At 68.2% G+C, this 17,143-nt stretch carries 16 protein-coding genes and 2 tRNA genes; 10 read left to right on the forward strand and 8 right to left on the reverse strand.

The features are described from left to right. Positions 1 to 248: 248 nt before the first annotated feature. Positions 249 to 1,007 (reverse strand): TSUP family transporter, encoded by a 759-nt coding sequence (locus ASE78_RS07895; RefSeq protein WP_056495482.1) that lies wholly within the window; start codon positions 1,005 to 1,007, stop codon positions 249 to 251. Positions 1,008 to 1,067: 60 nt separating this feature from the next. Beyond that, positions 1,068 to 1,772 (reverse strand): hypothetical protein, encoded by a 705-nt coding sequence (locus ASE78_RS07900; protein WP_055761417.1) that lies wholly within the window; start codon positions 1,770 to 1,772, stop codon positions 1,068 to 1,070. Positions 1,773 to 2,083: 311 nt separating this feature from the next. Between ASE78_RS07900 and ASE78_RS07905 the strand changes: the two genes are divergently transcribed. The 5 genes from ASE78_RS07905 to ASE78_RS07925 all read left to right on the forward strand — a co-directional run bounded on the left by ASE78_RS07905 (position 2,084) and on the right by ASE78_RS07925 (position 6,682). Continuing rightward, complete coding sequence (locus ASE78_RS07905) at positions 2,084 to 2,518, forward strand: DUF3576 domain-containing protein (RefSeq protein ID WP_055761415.1); 435 nt, start codon at positions 2,084 to 2,086, stop codon at positions 2,516 to 2,518. A gap of 11 nt (positions 2,519 to 2,529) precedes the next feature. Continuing rightward, positions 2,530 to 5,025, forward strand: a complete 2,496-nt coding sequence (leuS, locus tag ASE78_RS07910) for a leucine--tRNA ligase (RefSeq protein WP_056495485.1) — start codon at positions 2,530 to 2,532, stop codon at positions 5,023 to 5,025. Continuing rightward, positions 5,022 to 5,513, forward strand: coding sequence for an LPS assembly lipoprotein LptE (gene lptE / locus ASE78_RS07915; RefSeq protein ID WP_056495488.1), 492 nt, complete (start codon positions 5,022 to 5,024; stop codon positions 5,511 to 5,513). The genes leuS and lptE overlap by 4 nt, the downstream gene beginning before the upstream one ends. After that, positions 5,510 to 6,517, forward strand: coding sequence for a DNA polymerase III subunit delta (gene holA / locus ASE78_RS07920; RefSeq protein WP_056495491.1), 1,008 nt, complete (start codon positions 5,510 to 5,512; stop codon positions 6,515 to 6,517). The genes lptE and holA overlap by 4 nt, the downstream gene beginning before the upstream one ends. A gap of 78 nt (positions 6,518 to 6,595) precedes the next feature. Next, positions 6,596 to 6,682, forward strand: a tRNA-Leu gene (locus ASE78_RS07925). 39 nt (positions 6,683 to 6,721) lie between these two features. On the opposite strand, the gene ASE78_RS07930 is transcribed toward ASE78_RS07925, so the two are convergent. Genes ASE78_RS07930 through ASE78_RS07940 form a run of 3 tightly spaced genes read right to left on the reverse strand, consistent with a single transcriptional unit; the run spans position 6,722 to position 11,166 of the window. Beyond that, positions 6,722 to 8,260: a hypothetical protein gene (locus ASE78_RS07930; RefSeq protein WP_056495493.1), complete on the reverse strand. Its 1,539-nt coding sequence runs from the start codon at positions 8,258 to 8,260 to the stop codon at positions 6,722 to 6,724. After that, a complete protein-coding gene (locus tag ASE78_RS07935; RefSeq protein WP_056495496.1) occupies positions 8,257 to 9,963 on the reverse strand; it encodes an Hsp70 family protein in 1,707 nt (568 codons plus the stop codon). Before ASE78_RS07935 ends, ASE78_RS07930 begins: the two co-directional genes overlap by 4 nt. 54 nt (positions 9,964 to 10,017) lie before the next feature. After that, positions 10,018 to 11,166, reverse strand: coding sequence for a phospholipase D-like domain-containing protein (locus tag ASE78_RS07940; RefSeq protein ID WP_056495499.1), 1,149 nt, complete (start codon positions 11,164 to 11,166; stop codon positions 10,018 to 10,020). A 128-nt stretch (positions 11,167 to 11,294) separates the two neighbouring features. On the opposite strand from ASE78_RS07940, the gene rpoZ reads away from it, so the two are divergent. Beyond that, on the forward strand, positions 11,295 to 11,639 hold the full coding sequence (gene rpoZ / locus ASE78_RS07945) for a DNA-directed RNA polymerase subunit omega (protein ID WP_055761391.1): 345 nt from the start codon (positions 11,295 to 11,297) through the stop codon (positions 11,637 to 11,639). A 60-nt stretch (positions 11,640 to 11,699) separates the two neighbouring features. On the opposite strand, the gene ASE78_RS07950 is transcribed toward rpoZ, so the two are convergent. Beyond that, complete coding sequence (locus tag ASE78_RS07950; protein WP_056495501.1) at positions 11,700 to 12,080, reverse strand: winged helix-turn-helix transcriptional regulator; 381 nt, start codon at positions 12,078 to 12,080, stop codon at positions 11,700 to 11,702. Between the two features lie 101 nt (positions 12,081 to 12,181). On the opposite strand from ASE78_RS07950, the gene ASE78_RS07955 reads away from it, so the two are divergent. Next, on the forward strand, positions 12,182 to 13,246 hold the full coding sequence (locus ASE78_RS07955; RefSeq protein WP_056495504.1) for an SDR family oxidoreductase: 1,065 nt from the start codon (positions 12,182 to 12,184) through the stop codon (positions 13,244 to 13,246). Here the strand turns inward: ASE78_RS07955 and ASE78_RS07960 are convergent. Both ASE78_RS07960 and ASE78_RS07965 read right to left on the reverse strand, forming a co-directional pair. Continuing rightward, positions 13,236 to 13,931, reverse strand: coding sequence for an RlmE family RNA methyltransferase (locus ASE78_RS07960; protein WP_056495507.1), 696 nt, complete (start codon positions 13,929 to 13,931; stop codon positions 13,236 to 13,238). The genes ASE78_RS07955 and ASE78_RS07960 overlap by 11 nt on opposite strands. Continuing rightward, complete coding sequence (locus ASE78_RS07965) at positions 13,928 to 14,968, reverse strand: Ppx/GppA phosphatase family protein (protein WP_082467079.1); 1,041 nt, start codon at positions 14,966 to 14,968, stop codon at positions 13,928 to 13,930. Before ASE78_RS07965 ends, ASE78_RS07960 begins: the two co-directional genes overlap by 4 nt. Before the next feature lie 167 nt (positions 14,969 to 15,135). Between ASE78_RS07965 and ASE78_RS07970 the strand changes: the two genes are divergently transcribed. The 3 genes from ASE78_RS07970 to ASE78_RS07980 all read left to right on the forward strand — a co-directional run bounded on the left by ASE78_RS07970 (position 15,136) and on the right by ASE78_RS07980 (position 17,063). Further along, positions 15,136 to 15,209 (forward strand) — tRNA-Gln (locus tag ASE78_RS07970). Between the two features lie 79 nt (positions 15,210 to 15,288). Further along, positions 15,289 to 15,870, forward strand: coding sequence for an ANTAR domain-containing response regulator (locus ASE78_RS07975; RefSeq protein ID WP_055761379.1), 582 nt, complete (start codon positions 15,289 to 15,291; stop codon positions 15,868 to 15,870). Beyond that, a complete protein-coding gene (locus ASE78_RS07980; RefSeq protein ID WP_056495515.1) occupies positions 15,867 to 17,063 on the forward strand; it encodes an ABC transporter substrate-binding protein in 1,197 nt (398 codons plus the stop codon). Before ASE78_RS07975 ends, ASE78_RS07980 begins: the two co-directional genes overlap by 4 nt. The last annotated feature ends 80 nt before the right edge of the window (positions 17,064 to 17,143 follow it).

Genomic DNA, 17,143 nt, shown 5'->3' on the forward strand with positions numbered 1-17,143 from the left:
ATGGGCTTCGTCCATCTCGCCTGCGCCATGATCTGGCTACGATAAATGCAGACGCGGCCTAGTCGGGATCGGCATTCCGCTTCGGCAGGGGAAATTCCCCTCGAACCCCCGCGTCATTCCCGCGCAGGCGGGAATCCATATGCGCCAACGCCGGTGATCGAACCAGGTCCGCTGCGTCTATGGGTTCCCGCCTGCGCGGGAACGACGAAAAAGCGTGGCATTGGCTAAATGTCGATCGGTCCTAAAACTCAGCCATAGGCGCGCCAGAAGAACACGGCGGTGACACTCGCGGTGACGAACAACGTCCACGCCCGGATCTGTCCGGCGGTCAGCCGGCCGGTCAGCTTCGCGCCGAGCCATCCGCCGAGAATGCCGCCGAGGATCATCGGGATACACGCCGCCCACGCGACGATCCCGGTGGCGATGAACACGATCGCCGCCGCGCTGTTGGCGGTCGCCAGCATCAGCGTGCGCGGCGCGGCCATCGACTGCACGCTCTGTCCGGCGAGCAGGCCATAGGTCGCCGTCACCATCATGCCGACCCCGCCACCGAAATAGCCGCCATAGACGCCGAGCAGCACCTGCGCGACGATCAGGGTGGCGGGGCCGATCGTCACCCGGTCGTGCAGCCACGCCGCCGCGCGCTGGCCGAGCGCAATGGCGAGGAACGCGACCAGCAACAGCCACGGCACGATCACATCGAACAGGTCGCTCGGCGTCCACACCAGCAACAGGCTGCCGAGCAGCCCCGACACGAAGGTGATCGTCGCCAGCAACCGGATCGGCAGCCCGCCCAGCGGCCCCAGCCCGTTGCGATAAGCCCATGCACTGGCGATCGCGCCGGGCTGCAACGCCACGTTCGAGGTCGCGTTGGCGACCGATCCGGGCAAGCCGAGCGCGATCAGCGCGGGCATGGTGGCAAAGGTGCCGCCGCCGGCCAGCGCGTTCATCGCGCCGCCGGCCATGCCAGCACCGGCGGCAAGTGTCAGGGAAAGGGAATCGAGCATCGCCGCCGCTAGAGCGGATGGCGGACCGACTGTCGAGGGGCGGGCATGACGCCGCCCGGATCAGAAGCGGAAGGCGGTGCCCACATAGACCGCCTGGCTGTCGCGGCGATCGGGATCGACGCGCAGCATGCGCTCGCGTTCCGAACGATAGCGCACCCCGGCGGTCACATCGAGGTTGCGGGTCAGCTTGTACGATCCGCCCATGTCGAGCGAATAGCCCTGCGGATCGGCGATCAGCGCGGGCTGGTCGGCCAGCGGACGATCGCTGCTGGCACCGACGCGGGCGGCGAGCTTGCGACCGGTATAGCTGACGCCCAGCCCCATCTGCTCGCGGCTGCCCGGCTGTCCGGCGAGATCGAGCCGCGCCAGATCGCCCGACACCGCGAATCGCTTCCAGCCGACCGAGACGCCGAGGTTGTAGGCTAGCGGGTTGAGCGTGGGCATCGGCGCCGCCGCCGCAACGCGGTCGGGCAGGCGGTTGGGCCGCAGCGTCCGCGACCGCACCGCGACCTTGACCGTGCGATTGCCGATCACCGCGCCTTCGGACGGGGTAAACTGAAATCCGGTGGCGTTGAGGCCGGTGCGCGACAATGCGGCGACGAGTCGCGGATCGGCCGACGCGGGCGTGAACGAACCGATCCCGGTCAGCGGCATTGCTTCCGACGACAGGCGCTTCAACACGCGCGGCGAGCGTTGCTCCTGCGCGAACAGCGCAGGCGACGCACCAAGACCGGCGGCGATCATCGCCCCCAATCCCACGCTCATCGCTATCCGGCTGCCCGTCATGGTTTCCTCACTCCCCGCTAATGGCGCTATCACGATTCGGTTGCGCCATTCCACTGGTGCAAGTCGCTTTCCCGCCACCTGTTGCATCGAACCCACATATTTGTCGGAGTTGATGTGGGGTGTTGTTCGGAAACTCGCGAAAGGGCGAGTTTCCGAGCGGGCCGGCACCGCATTGGTCCAGCCGCGCTGGATCAATCCCTCGCAAAACGCATCACGCTTGCCGCGATAGCGTCACCGCCTATAGAAGCGGGCGGAACCGCCATATTGGCCTGTAGTCAAGGAATCCGCCGATGAACCGCCCGCTGCTTCTCGCGTTGCTGGCAACGATCGCCCTGCCCGTGGCCGCGTGCAGCGGCGGCAAGGGCCGGGTGTCGGGCGATCTCGCCGCGTCCAAGGTGACGACGATCGGCGTGAACAGCTATCTGTGGCGCGCCAGCCTCGACACGCTGTCGTTCATGCCGCTGACCCAGACCGATTCGAACGGTGGCGTCATCGTGACCGACTGGTACGTCAATCCGCAGACCCCGACCGAGCGCACCAAGGTGACGGTGTCGATCCTCGACCAGGATCTGCGCGCCGACGCGCTGCGGGTCGCGGCGCTGCGCCAGATCAACCAGAACGGCCAGTGGGTCGAGGCGCCGGTCGCCGCCGCGACCGTGCAGAAGCTGGAAGACATCATCCTGACGCGGGCGCGCGACCTGCGCCGCGGGGCAGTGACGGGCTGAGCGATACCCTTATGACTTCCCGTTTCATGCCCACAGAGGCCGATGCACGCTGGCAGGCCGCGTGGGACGCGGCCGGCACCTTCGTCGCCGACGATTCGTCGCCCAAGCCGAAGCGCTATGTCCTTGAGATGTTTCCCTATCCCTCGGGGCGCATCCACATGGGCCATGTCCGCAACTATACGATGGGCGACGTGCTTGCGCGCTTCCTGCGAATGACGGGGCATGAGGTGCTGCACCCGATGGGCTGGGACGCCTTCGGCATGCCCGCCGAGAATGCGGCGATGGAAAAGAAGGTCCATCCGGGCCAATGGACCTATGCCAATATCGCGGCGATGAAGGCGCAGTTGAAGCGGCTGGGCCTCGCGTTCGACTGGTCACGCGAATTCGCGACCTGCGACCCGGAATATTACGGCCACGAACAGGCGCTGTTCCTCGAACTGCTGAACGGCGGTCTGGTCTATCGCAAGGAATCGGCGGTCAACTGGGACCCGGTCGACATGACCGTGCTGGCCAACGAACAGGTGATCGACGGGCGCGGCTGGCGCTCGGGCGCGCTGGTCGAGAAGCGCAAGCTCAGCCAGTGGTTCCTGAAGATCACCGACTTCGCCGACGACCTGCTCGCCGGGCTGGGGTCGCTCGACGAGTGGCCCGACAAGGTCCGGTTGATGCAGGAAAATTGGATCGGCAAGTCCGAGGGGCTGCAATTCGCCTTCGCGCCGGTCGCCCCGTTCGACCAGCCTATCGAAGTCTATTCGACGCGCCCCGACACGATCTTCGGGGCGAGCTTCGTCGCGATCGCCGCCGATCATCCGGTCGCGCGCTCGCTGGCCGAGGGCAATGCGGAAGCCGCCGCCTTCATCGAGCTTTGCAAGCAGGGTGGCACGACCGCCGCCGAGCTGGACACCGCCGAGAAGCTGGGGTTCGACACCGGCTACCGGATGCGGCACCCGCTCGACCCGGCGGCGACGCTGCCGGTCTATATCGCGAACTTCGTGCTGATGGACTATGGCACCGGTGCGGTGATGGGCGTGCCCGCGCACGACCAGCGCGACCTCGACTTCGCGCGCAAATACGGCCTTGATGTGCGCCGCGTGGTGGCCGACGGCGAGAATGCCGATCCGGTGTTCGCCGGCGACGAGGCCTATACCGGCCCCGGCCGCCTTGTGAACTCGGGGCCGCTCGACGGGCTGGACGTCGCCGCCGCGAAGCGTTTTGTCATCGACCGTGCCGAAAGCGAAGGCTGGGGCAAGGGCACGACGGTGTGGCGCCTGCGCGACTGGGGCGTCAGCCGCCAGCGCTATTGGGGCACGCCGATCCCGATCGTCCATTGCGACGCCTGCGGCGTGGTGCCGGTGCCGCGCGAGCAACTGCCGGTCAAGCTGCCCGAGGATGTGTCGTTCGACATCCCCGGCAACCCGCTCGACCGGCATCCGACATGGAAGCATGTCGACTGCCCGGCATGTGGGAGCCCGGCGCGGCGCGAGACCGACACGCTCGACACCTTCGTCGATTCGTCATGGTATTTCATCCGTTTCGCCAGCCAGCCCGACGACAAGCCGTTCGACCGCGCGGTCGCCGAAAGCTGGCTGCCGGTCGGGCAATATATCGGCGGGGTCGAGCATGCGATCCTGCACCTGCTCTATGCGCGCTTCTGGACCCGTGCGCTCAACCATGTCGGGCTGATCGACCTGAAGGAGCCGTTCGCGGGACTGTTCACGCAGGGGATGGTCACGCACGAGACGTACAGGTCGGCGGATGGCCGCTGGCTTGCCCCCGCCGAAGTGACCGACGGCATCGAAGCCGCGACCGGTGACGCCATCACCGTCGGCCGCATCGAAAAAATGTCGAAGTCGAAGAAGAACACGGTCGATCCCGAACCGATTCTCGATCGCTACGGCGCCGATGCCGCGCGCTGGTTCATGCTGTCCGACAGTCCGCCCGAACGCGACCTGCCGTGGAGCGAGGCGGGCATCGAAGGCGCCGAACGCTTCGTCAAGCGCGTCTGGAAGCTCGTCGCAGGCTATACCCCCGGCGGCACCAGTCCGCAGGCGCTGACCCGCGCGGTGCATCGCACGGTCGCGGGCGTCGCCGCCGATATTGAGGCGCTCCAGTTCAACAAGGCGGTGGCCAAGCTCTACACGCTGCTCGGCGAGGCGGAGAAGGCGGATGCGGTGTCCGACGCCGATCTCGACGCGCTGCTGCTGCTCGTCAGCCCGATGATCCCGCACCTGGCGGAAGAGGCATGGTCGCAACTGGGCCGTGCCGGGCTGATCGCCGATGCGGCGTGGCCGGTGGTCGATCCGGCGATGCTGGTCGACAGCGAATCGACGATCGCGGTACAGGTGAACGGCAAGCTGCGCGACACGATCACGCTGCCCAAGGGCGCGTCCAAGGACGTCGCCGAAGCCGCCGCGCTGGCGAGCGAAAAGATCGTCCGCGCATTGGACGGCAAGACGCCGCGCAAGATCATCGTCGTCCCCGACCGTCTGGTGAATATCGTCGCATGATCCGCATCGTTGCCTCCGCGCTCACCCTTACCCTGCTGCTCGGCGGCTGTGGCTTGCGGCCGCTATATGGTGGGGGCGAGGCGGGCGTGGTGCGCCAGACGCTGTCGGGCGTGGAGGTCGCGCCGATCGCCGGGCAGAACGGCTGGCTGGTCGCCAATGCGCTGCGCGACCGGCTGCGCGCGGAGGGGCCGGCGCGCTACCGGCTCGAAATCCGGCTCGACGATGACATCACCGGGCTGGGCGTGCGGCGCGACGATTCGATCACGCGCGAGCGGCGGACGCTGCGCGCGCGCTATCAGTTGATCGACCTGTCGAACGGCGCGGTGACGCTCGACGCCACCGCCGGATCGGACGCGGGCATCGACGTCGTCACGTCGGAATATGCCACGATCGCCGCCGAACGCACCGCGCTCGAACGGCTGTCAGTGATCGTCGCCGATCAGATCGTCACCCGCATCGCGCTCGGCACCGAGCGCCAGCGCCCGTGAAGCTGAAACCCGAGCAGGTGGGCGCCAAGCTCGACCGGCCCGGCCCCGATCTTCGCCTCTACCTGTTCCACGGCCCCGACACGGCCGGCGCGATGGCGCTGGCCGCGCGGCTGGCCAAGGGCGTGGGCGAGGGGGCCGAGCGCGTCGACATGGACGGGGCGATGCTGAAAGCCCGCCCCGGATTGCTCGCCGACGAAGCGGCCTCGATGTCGCTGTTCGGTGACAAGCGCCATATCCGCGTGACCGGCATGGGCGAGGAATCGGTCGAAGCGGTGACGCTGTTGCTGAACGCCGCGTCGGCGGGCAACCCGGTCGCCGCGATCGCGCCCACCGCCAAGGCCACGTCGAAGCTGGTCAAGCTCGTCACCGCCTCGCTCAACGCGGTCGCGGTCGCCTGCTACGTGCCCGATGCGGCGCAGGCGGCGAAGCTGGCGGTGGCGCTGGCGCGCGAACAGGGGGTGCGGCTGCTCGGCGACGTGCCCGAACGGCTGGCGGCGGTGACGATGGGCGACCGCGCGGTGCTGGCCAGCGAGATCGAGAAGCTGGCGCTGTACCTCGACGCCGCGCCCGACCGGCCGCGCGATGCCGATGCCGAGGTGTTCGACGCGATCGGCGCGTCGATCGCCGATGCCGAGGCGAACAACGTCGTCGCGGCGATGATCGCCGGCAATGCCGCTGCGGCGGCGCTGCCCGAACCGCCCGGCGGCGGCGCGATCCCGCTGCTGCGCGCGGTCGCGCGGCGGCTGCTGTCGCTGGCCGAGATGCGCGCCGACATCGACGACGGCCAGCCGGTCGATCAGGTGCTGGAGCGCCACCGCGTCTTCTTCAAGGAACAGGCGACGACGCGCGACGCGCTGCGCCGCTGGGATGCGCCGCGCCTTGCCCGCGCGGTCGAGCGGGTGCGCGATGCCGAACGTGCCGCCCTGTCGGGCAGTGGCCTTGGCGAAGTGATGACCGCCGCCGAGGCGATCGCCATCGCGCGGGCGGCGGGGCGCGGACGATAAAAGCATTTGCGTGGCGGAAAAACCGCTGCTAGGGGCACCCTCCTACCAGCCTCAGGGGGCTTCCCCGAAGGTGACTGTGCGGTCGTGGCGGAACTGGTAGACGCGCAACGTTGAGGTCGTTGTGGCCGAAAGGCCGTGGAAGTTCGAGTCTTCTCGACCGCACCAATTCCCCCGGCGGGTGCCGGGGGTGATCCCCCGATCCAGTCAATTATCGTCGCCGGACGGTCGCATGTCGCGCAGCAGGCGCATGCCGTTCTTGCTATCGCGCAATGCCGCCTCGCGCAGCGCGATATTGACCGCGCAGACGTCGGTATCCTTGCCCTTGTCGGACAGCGCATTCTTCACCTGATCGGCGGATAGCCCGGTCCGCGTGCGGATCGTCGTCGCGATCGAGGATGGGAGCGTAAAGCGGTAGGAACCATCACCGGCGTTCCGGTCGTCGGATTCGAGAATGATGCGGTGGACCAGCCGCTGTTGCCGTTCGCGCAGGCCCTGATTCAGCAGATTTGGATCGCTCGATACCACGAACCGCCGGCATTGCGCGGGAATGGTCGGCGCCAGCAGGCGCATCGCGTCCAGCTCGAACGCGGCGACGTCGCGCAACAGGTCGTCGGGTGCCTTGGCGAAACCGGCGAGCAACCGCTGCTGGTACAGCGTGTCGACCGCACGATCGGCCACCGCCGGATCGACGTTTCCGGGAAGCGGCGCGGTCGTCGTGCGGATCGCCTCGGCCAGTTCGGGATGCTCTTGCCGCAACGCTGCGATGCCCTTGCCGGTCATATGCTGCGCCAGCAGGTTCGCATCCGAGGAAAGGGTGGGGATGACGACGGGTGCCTGCTCGCGGGGATCGTCGGACGGGCCGCTCAGCACCCGCACGGCGGCGACGATGATGATGAGGACCAGCCAGATATAGAAGCCGATTCGCGGATTGTCCGACGCCGGCCTGTCCCACTTGGCGACGCGAACCGGGTTCATCCATTGCTCGGCATCGGGATAGCGTTGGCGGACGACCAACAATAGTTCGCGCACCCGCCCGCCGGTCGTCCCCCAGCGATGCGGCCCATCGTCGGAACGGACCAACTCGACCCACGCGCGATGCAGCCGGTGGCCGGGATCGCCGACCAGCGTGGCGAAGCGGATCGCGCCGATCCGGTCGACGATTTCCCGCGCGTGCGGGGACAGCGTATGATCGTCGCGCCGCGCGATCCAGCCGAACACGGCGGCGGCCCGTTCGAGCAACGGATCGGAGCGGGGAATCGCAATGGCAAGATGCTCGGCGAACCAGCGCTCCGCCCCCACCGCGAAGTCGATCCGTTCGAGCCGGGGGTCGGCCAGCAGCGCATAGCCATGATGGGCGATCGCCGCCGCTTCCTCCGCCGTCGACGGATCGTCGTGGCCGGGGAACAGCAGCGCTTCGAGCGCGCGGAAATGATGGTCGATCGCGGCGTCGCGCTCGGCTTCGACCGGGTCGACCCTCGCTTGCGGCAAGGGTTCGGGTTCCGGGGTGAAAAACCCATCGGCAACGATCTTGTCGTCATCGGAATCGTCGTCGAGATCGGGCAACATCGCCACCGGATCGGCCACCCCGGCCAATGCCGCATCACGCGCGTCGCGCAGCCGGGCGAAGCCGGCGGGATCGGCGTCGACATCCATGCCACGCAGCTTCGCAGCATAGGCCCGGCGGATCGCGCTGCGATCGGTCGTCGGCTCGATCCCGAGCGTCCGCCAGATGCCGCGGCTCACAGGAAGCGCTCGCCCTCGATCTGGTCGAGGACCTGGGTGAACGCCGCCTGCGCCTCGGCGATCACCCGCGCGTCCTGCGTCTCCAGCGCGGTTTCGAACTGGCCGAGCATCTGGCCGATCGCCGTCCGCCGGTCGCCGAGGAAGGATTCATACGCGCGCCTTGCCCGCGCCAGCAGCGCGGCGTTCACCGCATCGTCGCGCGGATGGACTTTCAGCGCCGCCAGCGCCTTGCGACGCTTCTCCAGCTCGGCGGGGTCGGGGGCGTCCTCGTCGTCGACGATCACCAGATTGCGGCTCTGCCCCGTCTCGGCCACGGTCACGTCGATTTCGAGCAGGCCCGAACTGTCGTAGCTGAAGCGGCAATCGATCGCGACCATGCCGGCGGGTTTGGGCGGCACCGGCACCTTCACCTCGCCCAGTTTGACGTTGGCCGAAACCTCGCGCGCCTCGCCCTGATAGACGCCGAACACCACCTGCCGCTGGTTGTCGGCGACGGTCGAAAAGGTCGACGACCGGCTGATCGGCACCACCGAATTGCGTTCGATGATCGGCGCGAACAGCCCGGTGCGGTGGCCGCCGCGTCCGTCCGGCTCGCTGGTATCGACGCCCAGCGTGAACGGGCAGACATCGGTCAGCCGGATTTCGTCGAGCGCGGCGTCCTTCGCGGTCAGCCCCGCCTGCACCGCCGCGCCCAGCGCCACGGCATGGTCGGGATGGACCGTAATCGCCGGAAACCGCCCGAACATGCGGGTGACGGCGCGGCGCACGATCGGCATGCGTGTCGCCCCGCCGACCAGCACGACTTCCGACAACGTATCGGCGGCGATGCCGCTGTCGCGCAGCGAGCGCAGCACGGGTTCGCGGATGCGCTGGATCAATCCCTTGGCATGGTCCTCGAACTGCGTCGAGGTGACGGGCGCGGTCAGGGTCGCGTCGCCGGTGGTGACGGTCAGCTCGGCGGTGTCGCTATCGCTCAGTGCCCGGCGCGCGCGTTCGGCGGCCTGCGCGAGCAGCGCGGCGGCCTTGTCGGGTGGCAGCTTGCCCAGCACCCCGTCGGGGTCGAGCCGCGGGCGGGCGAGATCGATCAGGCAGTCGTTGAAGTCGTCGCCGCCGAGGCGATTGTCGCCGGCCGAGGCGCGAACCTCGATGATGCCGTCGAACATCTCGACGATCGACACGTCGAACGTGCCGCCGCCCAGATCGAACACGAGGAACGGTTCGCGGTCGGCGCGGTCGGCGATGCCGAAGGCGAGCGCGGCGGCGGTCGGCTCGTTGATGAGGCGGTGGATGGTCAGCCCGGCGAGGTCGCCCGCCCGCCTCGTCGCCTTGCGCTGGCGATCGTTGAAATAGGCGGGGACGGTGACGATCGCGCCGGTCACGGCCTCGCCGGTGAACGCTTCCGCATCGCGTTTCAGGCTGGCGAGGACCAGCGCCGACAGCGCTTCGGCATCGAACGCCTTGCCGGCGAGGGTGACGGTTTCGCGCGTGCCGATGCGGCGCTTGAAGCTGGTGACGGTTCGGTCGGGGTGCGTCGCCATCCGGTCGCGCGCCGGCCGACCGACCAGCACCGCCCCGTCGTCGCCGATGCTGACCGCCGAGGGGGTCAGGAACTCGCCCAGCGCGTTCGGCACCATCACCGATGTACCGCCCTGCCAGATCGCGCAGGCGCTGTTGGTGGTGCCAAGGTCTATTCCGACGATCATGCCCGTCCCTTTCAATCGGACCGGGTGTAGCCGCTTGAAAGTGCCACGCAACACTCAGTCGCGGTTGAGGCGTACCGTGACCTGCGGATCGAGCACCGACATGATGAAATAGGCCCCGGCCTGTTTGACCCGCGCCCACCAGCCCGATCGCGAGCGATGCAGTTCGCGCGTCACCCGTTCGCTGCGCGCGACCTCGCCGTCCATATAGGCGCGCAGGTGCGCGGCGAAGGCGGCGTCCTCGACGCGCAGCATCAGTTCCATGTTGAGGAACATCGATCGCACGTCGAAATTGGCCGATCCGATATGCACCGCATCGTCGGCGATGAACAATTTGCTGTGCAGCTTGGTCGGGCGATATTCGTACAGCTCGATGCCGTGGCGCAGCAGGTTGCGATAGGTGAAGCGCGCGGCGAGGATGGCGATGGCATGGTCGGTTTTTGCCGGCACGACGATGCGCAGCCGGGTGCGTTCGGCGGCGCGGTCCAGCCGGCGCATCATCAGCGGTCCGGGCGCGAAATAGGCGGCGATGATGTCGATCCGCTGCCCGCGTCGAATCTCGTGCTTGACGGTCCGCGCCCATGGCGACAGCCGCCTGGACGGCCCCCCCAATAGCCAGCGGATTGGCCCGTCATGCTCGCTCCACTGGTTCAGCATCCGCGACAATTTGCGTAAAGGGGCACCGGGAAGCTGGATCCATGCCTTGAGCGCATCGAAATATCCCGCCAGCCGCCCAGCGGCGGGGCCGTCGACCAGCAGGCCGATGTCTCGCCACGCCTGATCCGCCTCGGTCCCGAAATAGGCATCCTCGATGTTGAACCCGCCGACGATCACCCGCGCCTCGTCGGCCAGCGCCAGCTTCTGGTGGTTGCGCAGCAGATAGCGCCGGCCCAGCCGCGGCACGAAGACGCATACCTCGCCGCCCGCCGCGCGCAGCGAATCGAAAAAGCCGCGATTGGCCGCCGCTTCCGCGCCCAGCCCGTCGACGATCAGCGACACCCGCACGCCGCGCCCCGCCGCCGCGACCAGCGCATCGCGTACCCGCGTCCCCGCCCGGTCCTGTTCCCAGATATAGAACAGGATGCGCAGCGACCGCTTCGCGCCGTCGATCAGCGCCAGCAGCGCGGTCATCCGCTCCGGCCCTTCGGTCAGCAGCGTCAACCGGTTGCCCGCAACGGTGAACACGGGATGCGGGGCAGGGGGCATGACGACTCCGAAGGAACGATACGATCGGGTAACGGTGCGGGCGGCCGATCAGTTTCATTGACTTTTCGGACATGCGCCCGTAGGGGCGGTGCTTTCCGATACCCTCCGTTTTACAAGGAAGGCGTTTCATGGCGCGCGTCACCGTCGAGGATTGCGTCGACAAGATCCCCAACCGGTTCGATCTGGTCCTGCTGGCCGCACAGCGCGCCCGCCAGATTTCGGGCGGTGCCGAACTCACGCTCGATCGCGACCGCGACAAGAACCCGGTCGTCGCCCTGCGTGAGATCGCCGAAGAGAATGTCACCCCGGACCATCTGCGCGAATCGGTGATCGGTTCGATGCAGAAGGTGCAGATCGACGACGAGGAAGCGCCCGACGAACTGGGTTCGCTGGCCGCATCGGCAGAGGCGCTGCGCCTCACCGCTGCCGCGCCGCCGCGCAACCAGAATGTCGGCGGCGACTACGACGGCTGACGCCGGCACGATCCCGCACGAAACGAAAGGGCGGTCCTTCGGGGCCGCCCTTTCGCGTTTCTACGGCCGCCGCGCACCCGGTCGGCTACCCAGTGCGTCGAGCGCGTCGCCGTTGCGCCGTCCCCAGTCATAGAGCAGCGTGACCGGCTCGACGAAGCGCAGACCCAGCGGCGTCAGGCGATATTCGACGGCGGGCGGCATCACCGCCTGGACCTCGCGCGCGATCAGGCCGATCGCCTCCATCTCGCGCAGCGTCTGCGTCAGCATCTTCTTGGAAATGCCCGGCAGGCTGCGCAGCAACACGCCGGTCCGCGCCGCGCCGCCATGCCGGGCGTGCAGCGTATGCAGCACCATGCTGGTCCATTTGGTCGCGAACAGCGACAATACCCGGCGCGGCGCGCAATCCTCGCGCCATTCGTTTTCGTCGCTTCCGGCGTGCATGGCTGGATACCTTTTGGTGCCTGGGGTCGGACCCGGTGCCGTCTTCAACATCATATGCCCGCTGCCTAGCTGGGGTGCATCACGATGAAAAGGAACGATGAATGACGGGCAGGACGGCATTGGTAGTGGGCGCGAGCGGCATCGTCGGTGGCGCGACGGCAGCGTTGCTGGTGCAGAAGGGCTGGAGCGTCCATGGCCTCGCCCGCCGGCCGGTCGCGCAGGACGGGGTGCAGCCGGTTGCCGCCGACCTGCAGGATGCGGCGGGCACGGCGCAGGCGTTGCGCGACCTTCGCCCCGACGCGGTGTTCATCACCACCTGGGCGCGGCAGGACAGCGAAGCGGAGAATATCCGCGTCAACGGAGCGATGGTGCGCAACCTGCTCGATGGCCTGCCCAAACCCGACAGGCCGCGCCACGTCGCGCTCGTTACCGGGCTCAAACATTATCTGGGGCCGTTCGAAGCCTATGGGCAGGGCCATCTGCCGCAGACGCCGTTCCGCGAGGAACAGGGGCGGCTCGACGTCGCCAATTTCTATTATGCGCAGGAGGACGAGCTGTTCGCCGCCGCCGCGCGCGACGGCTTCACGTGGAGCGTCCACCGGCCGCATACCGTGATCGGCAAGGCGGTCGGCAATGCGATGAACATGGGCACCACGCTGGCGGTCTATGCGACGCTGTGCCGCGAGGCGGGGCAACCGATGGTCTTCCCCGGATCGGCGGCGCAGTGGAACGGGCTGACCGACATGACCGACGCCGGGCAGCTTGCCGACCATCTGCTGTGGGCGACCGAAACCCCGGCGGCGCACGATCAGGCGTTCAACGTCGTCAACGGTGACGTCTTTCGTTGGCAATGGATGTGGGGCCGCATCGCCGAATGGTTCGGCGTCGAGGCAGCACCGTTCGACGGCACCGTCCGTCCGCTCGAAGCGCAGATGGCCGATGCCGCCCCGCGCTGGGCGGCGATCGCGCAGGCGAACGGCCTGATCGAACCCGATCTGCACCGGCTGGCCTCGCCATGGCACACCGACGCCGATCTCGGCCGCCCGATCGAGGTCGTGACCGACATGTCGAAAAGCCGTCGGATGGGCTTTACCGGCTACCGCGCGACCGACGCCGCCTTTTTCGCGCTGTTCGACCGGCTGCGCGCCGAGCGGATCATTCCGTAACCGGCTCGGGGGGCGGTGCGTCGCGCCGCCCCTTGAAGTTGCTGGCGATCACATACCATTCGGACGAATCCTTGCGGCTTGCCGGCGGCTTGGCGTGCTTCACCGTCTGAAAATTGCGTTTGAGTTCGGCGACCAGTTCGTTGTCCGCGCCGCCCGCCAGCACTTTCGCCACGAAATCGCCGCCGGGGCGCAATATCTCGCAGGCGAACATCACCGCCGCCTCGACCAGCGCCATGGTGCGCAGGTGATCGGTCTGCGGATGGCCGACCGTGTTCGCCGCCATGTCGGACAGGACGAGGTCCGCCTCGCCGCCCAGTTCCTCGCGCAACCGCTCGGGCGCGTGATCCGACAGAAAGTCCATCTGCAAAATGGTCACGCCGTCGATCGGGTCGACCGGCAACAGGTCGATGCCGACCACCGTCGCCTCGGGCCGGTTCTTGCGCACCACCTGCGTCCAGCCACCCGGTGCGATGCCGAGATCGACCACCCGCTTCACGCCGCGCAGCAGCTTGAAGCGTTCGTCCAGCTCGATCAGCTTGTACGCCGCGCGGCTGCGATAGCCCTCGGCACGTGCCTTCTTCACATACGGATCGTTCAACTGGCGTTCGAGCCAGCGGGTCGATTGGGCCGAGCGGGCGCGGGCGGTGCGCACGCGCTGGCGGCCGGGGGGGAGTCCGCGGGTCATCGGGTTCCTGCCATCAAACGACGCAGGATTCCTTCGCGAATCCCACGGTCGGCGATCCCTAGCCGCTCGGCGGGCCATAACGCCAGAATCGATTCGAGAATCGCACAGCCCGCCACGACCAGATCGGCGCGTTCGGTGCCGATGCACGGCACCTGCCCGCGCTCGGCCAGCGTCATGCCGGCCAGTTGCCGGCTGACCGCCAGCATCGACTGCGCCGGCACGATCAGCCCGTCGACCTGCGACCGGTCGTAGGTCGGCAGCCCCAGATGCACGCTGGCGAGCGTCGTCACCGTGCCGCTGGTGCCGAGCAGTCGGCGCGGCCCGTCGGCCGGCGGCAGGCGCTTGGCGAACGGGGCGAAACTCTCCGCGACGCACGAGCGCATCCGGTCATAGGCGCCGGAGGTCATCGGCGCGGATTTACCGCTGCCCAGACTTTCGGTCAGCGACACCACGCCCCATGGCGCCGAATGCCAGTCGAGCACGCGCGGCACCGGCCCCGTGGCGTCGAGCAGCACCAGTTCGGTCGATCCGCCGCCGATGTCGAACACCAGCGCCGGGCCGTCGCCCGGCTCCAGCAGCGCATGGCAGCCGAGCACGGCAAGCCGCGCTTCCTCCTCGGCGGTGATGATGTCGAGATGGATGCCGGTTTCGTCGAACACCCGCCTTACGAACGCCGCGCCGTTGCTGGCGCGACGGCAGGCCTCGGTCGCGACCGAGCGGGCGAGCGTCACCTCGCGGCGCTTGAGCTTTTCGGCGCAGATCCTCAGCGCGGCGACGGTCCGGTCCATCGCCACGTCGGACAGGCGGCCGGTCGCCGCCAGCCCCTCGCCCAGCCGCACGATCCGCGAGAATGCGTCGACGACCGCGAAGCCATCCCCCTGCGGCCGCGCGATGAGCAGCCGGCAGTTGTTGGTGCCAAGATCGAGCGCGGCATAATGACGCGCACCCGGCCAGCGTGGCCGCGCTGGCGAAGAAGTTGCCTGTCGGGGGGCATCGGGCGCTCCCCGGTGCGGCAACCGGGCGGAAACATCCCCCATGCCGTCACTCGCTTTATGGTCTGTCCGTCACGGCATCCGGCCGCTCGGTGGTTGGCAAGGAACGTAGCGGAACGCCCCGCGAACGACAAGGCGGTGCGACGAACCGCGTTGATTTTGCGTTGACACCGCAAAATGGGCAGCCTATCGGAGCGCCCTCGCTGTGACGCTGCCCTGTCGTCTAAAGGTAAGACTACGGACTCTGACTCCGTTAATTGAGGTTCGAATCCTCACGGGGCATCCAGCGCTTTTCCCGACCCATCGCCATCCCCCGCCGAAACCGGCTGGCTGAACCGCGTGCGTAACGGTATCCGGGGTGGGCCATGAGGATCGCGATCATCGATACCAGCACCACGCGCGCGGCGATCATCGCCGAAGGGCTGCGTGAGGCCGGGCTGGACGATCAGGTGGTGATCGATCCGGCAGGACCGCTCGCCCGCCAGATCGAGGCGTGCGCGCCGCAGGTGGTGCTCATCAACCTCGAAAATCCCAGCCGCGATCTGCTGGAGGATTTCTTCGCCATGTCGCGCGCGCTCGACCGGCCGATCGCGATGTTCGTCGACCAGTCGGATGCCGAAAGCGCGCTGGCGGCGGTCGATGCGGGCGTGTCGGCCTATGTCGTCGATGGCCTCGCCAAGCAGCGGATCAAGCCGGTGCTCGACGTCGCGATCCGCCGGTTCCAGGCGTTCTCGCGGTTGCAGGCCGAACTGGCCGAGGCCAAGACCGCGCTGGCCGATCGCCATACGATCGACCGGGCCAAGGCGATCCTGATGCGCCGGCGCGCGATCGACGAGCCGGCCGCCTATGCGCTGCTGCGCGGCCATGCGATGCAATCGAACCGGCGGATCGCCGAAGTGGCGGAGGCGATCGTGACCAGCGACGCGCTGATGGGGGATTTGCCGTGAGCACCGAAGGCTTTCGCATCGGCTTCCTGCCGCTGGTCGATGCCGCGCTGCCGATCCTCGCGCACGAACTGGGCTTTGCCGAGGAACAGGGGCTGGCGCTGGACCTTGTGCGCGATGTCACTTGGGCGACGGTGCGCGACCGGCTGCTGTATGGCCATACCGATGCCGCGCACATGGTCGCGCCGCTCGCCATCGCGACCAGTCTTGGCCGCGACCGGCCGGCGACGCCGCTGGCGGTGCCGTTCGTGCTGGGGCTGAACGGCAATGCGATCACCTTTTCGACCGCGCTTGGGCAGGCATGTGGCCTTGGCGATACGCTCGGCGATCCGCGCGCGGTGGGCGCGGCGCTGCGCGAGGTCACGCGGACCCGGCGGTTGCGCTTCGGCGTGGTCCATCGCCATTCGAGCCACAATTACATGCTGCGCTACTGGCTGGCCGGTGTCGGCATCCGCCCCGATCATGACGTCGAGATCGTCGTCACCAGCCCGACCTTCGCCGCCGACGCGCTGGCGGCGGGCGAGGTCGACGGCATCTGCGTCGGCGAACCGTGGAATTCGATCGCGGTCGATCGCGGCGTCGGGCGGATCGCGCTGGCGACCGCGCAGATCTGGCGGCGTGGCGTCGAAAAGGTGCTGGCGATGCGCGCCGAGGTCGCCGCCGAACGGCACGATGCCACGCTGCGGCTGATCCGCGCGCTCCACGCAGCCGCCGCGCATTTCGTCGAGCCCGACACGGCGGAGGCGAGCGCCGCGATCCTTGCCCGCGCGTGCTATCTCGATGCGCCGGTCGATGCGGTGCTGCGCGCGATCACCGATCGCATCCGCCTCGTCGCCGGTGGCGTGCCGGTCCATTATCCCGACTTCATGTTCCAGTATCGCGAGGCGGCGAACTTCCCGTGGCGCAGCCAAGCGGCATGGCTCTATGCCCAGATGGCGCGCTGGGACGGACGCGGCCACGATCCGGCCGACGCTGCGGTGGCGGTCGGCACCTTCCGCCCCGACCTTTATCGCGCGGCGCTTGCCGGATCGGGTGCGCCGCTGCCGGGGGCCAGTTCGAAGCTGGAAGGGGCGCTGGGCCAGGCGATCGGCGCGGGATCGACTCAGGGGCGGCTCGTGCTCGGCCCCGACGGATTCTTCGACGGGCGCGCGTTCGATCCCGACGATATTCCGGGCTATCTCGCGTCGTTGCCTTGATCCGCTGACGCGAATGCGGTTCCGGCAATGGCGTCGGACACGACATAGCAGCGACATGCCTCTCCAATGCCGGGGGGGTT

The sequence above is a fragment of the Sphingomonas sp. Leaf25 genome (genome assembly GCF_001421635.1).
Lineage (GTDB): Bacteria > Pseudomonadota > Alphaproteobacteria > Sphingomonadales > Sphingomonadaceae > Sphingomonas.

What these genes read in the sequence shown, in the direction of transcription:
- ASE78_RS07895 (WP_056495482.1), bottom strand. Translation starts at nt 1,007, where the DNA reads ATGCTCGATTCCCTTTCCCTGACACTTGCCGCCGGTGCTGGCATGGCC.
- ASE78_RS07900 (WP_055761417.1), bottom strand. Translation starts at nt 1,772, where the DNA reads ATGAGCGTGGGATTGGGGGCGATGATCGCCGCCGGTCTTGGTGCGTCG.
- ASE78_RS07905 (WP_055761415.1), top strand. Translation starts at nt 2,084, where the DNA reads ATGAACCGCCCGCTGCTTCTCGCGTTGCTGGCAACGATCGCCCTGCCC.
- leuS (WP_056495485.1), top strand. Translation starts at nt 2,530, where the DNA reads ATGACTTCCCGTTTCATGCCCACAGAGGCCGATGCACGCTGGCAGGCC.
- lptE (WP_056495488.1), top strand. Translation starts at nt 5,022, where the DNA reads ATGATCCGCATCGTTGCCTCCGCGCTCACCCTTACCCTGCTGCTCGGC.
- ASE78_RS07935 (WP_056495496.1), bottom strand. Translation starts at nt 9,963, where the DNA reads ATGATCGTCGGAATAGACCTTGGCACCACCAACAGCGCCTGCGCGATC.
- ASE78_RS07940 (WP_056495499.1), bottom strand. Translation starts at nt 11,166, where the DNA reads ATGCCCCCTGCCCCGCATCCCGTGTTCACCGTTGCGGGCAACCGGTTG.
- rpoZ (WP_055761391.1), top strand. Translation starts at nt 11,295, where the DNA reads ATGGCGCGCGTCACCGTCGAGGATTGCGTCGACAAGATCCCCAACCGG.
- ASE78_RS07950 (WP_056495501.1), bottom strand. Translation starts at nt 12,080, where the DNA reads ATGCACGCCGGAAGCGACGAAAACGAATGGCGCGAGGATTGCGCGCCG.
- ASE78_RS07955 (WP_056495504.1), top strand. Translation starts at nt 12,182, where the DNA reads ATGACGGGCAGGACGGCATTGGTAGTGGGCGCGAGCGGCATCGTCGGT.
- ASE78_RS07960 (WP_056495507.1), bottom strand. Translation starts at nt 13,931, where the DNA reads ATGACCCGCGGACTCCCCCCCGGCCGCCAGCGCGTGCGCACCGCCCGC.
- ASE78_RS07965 (WP_082467079.1), bottom strand. Translation starts at nt 14,968, where the DNA reads ATGGGGGATGTTTCCGCCCGGTTGCCGCACCGGGGAGCGCCCGATGCC.
- ASE78_RS07975 (WP_055761379.1), top strand. Translation starts at nt 15,289, where the DNA reads ATGAGGATCGCGATCATCGATACCAGCACCACGCGCGCGGCGATCATC.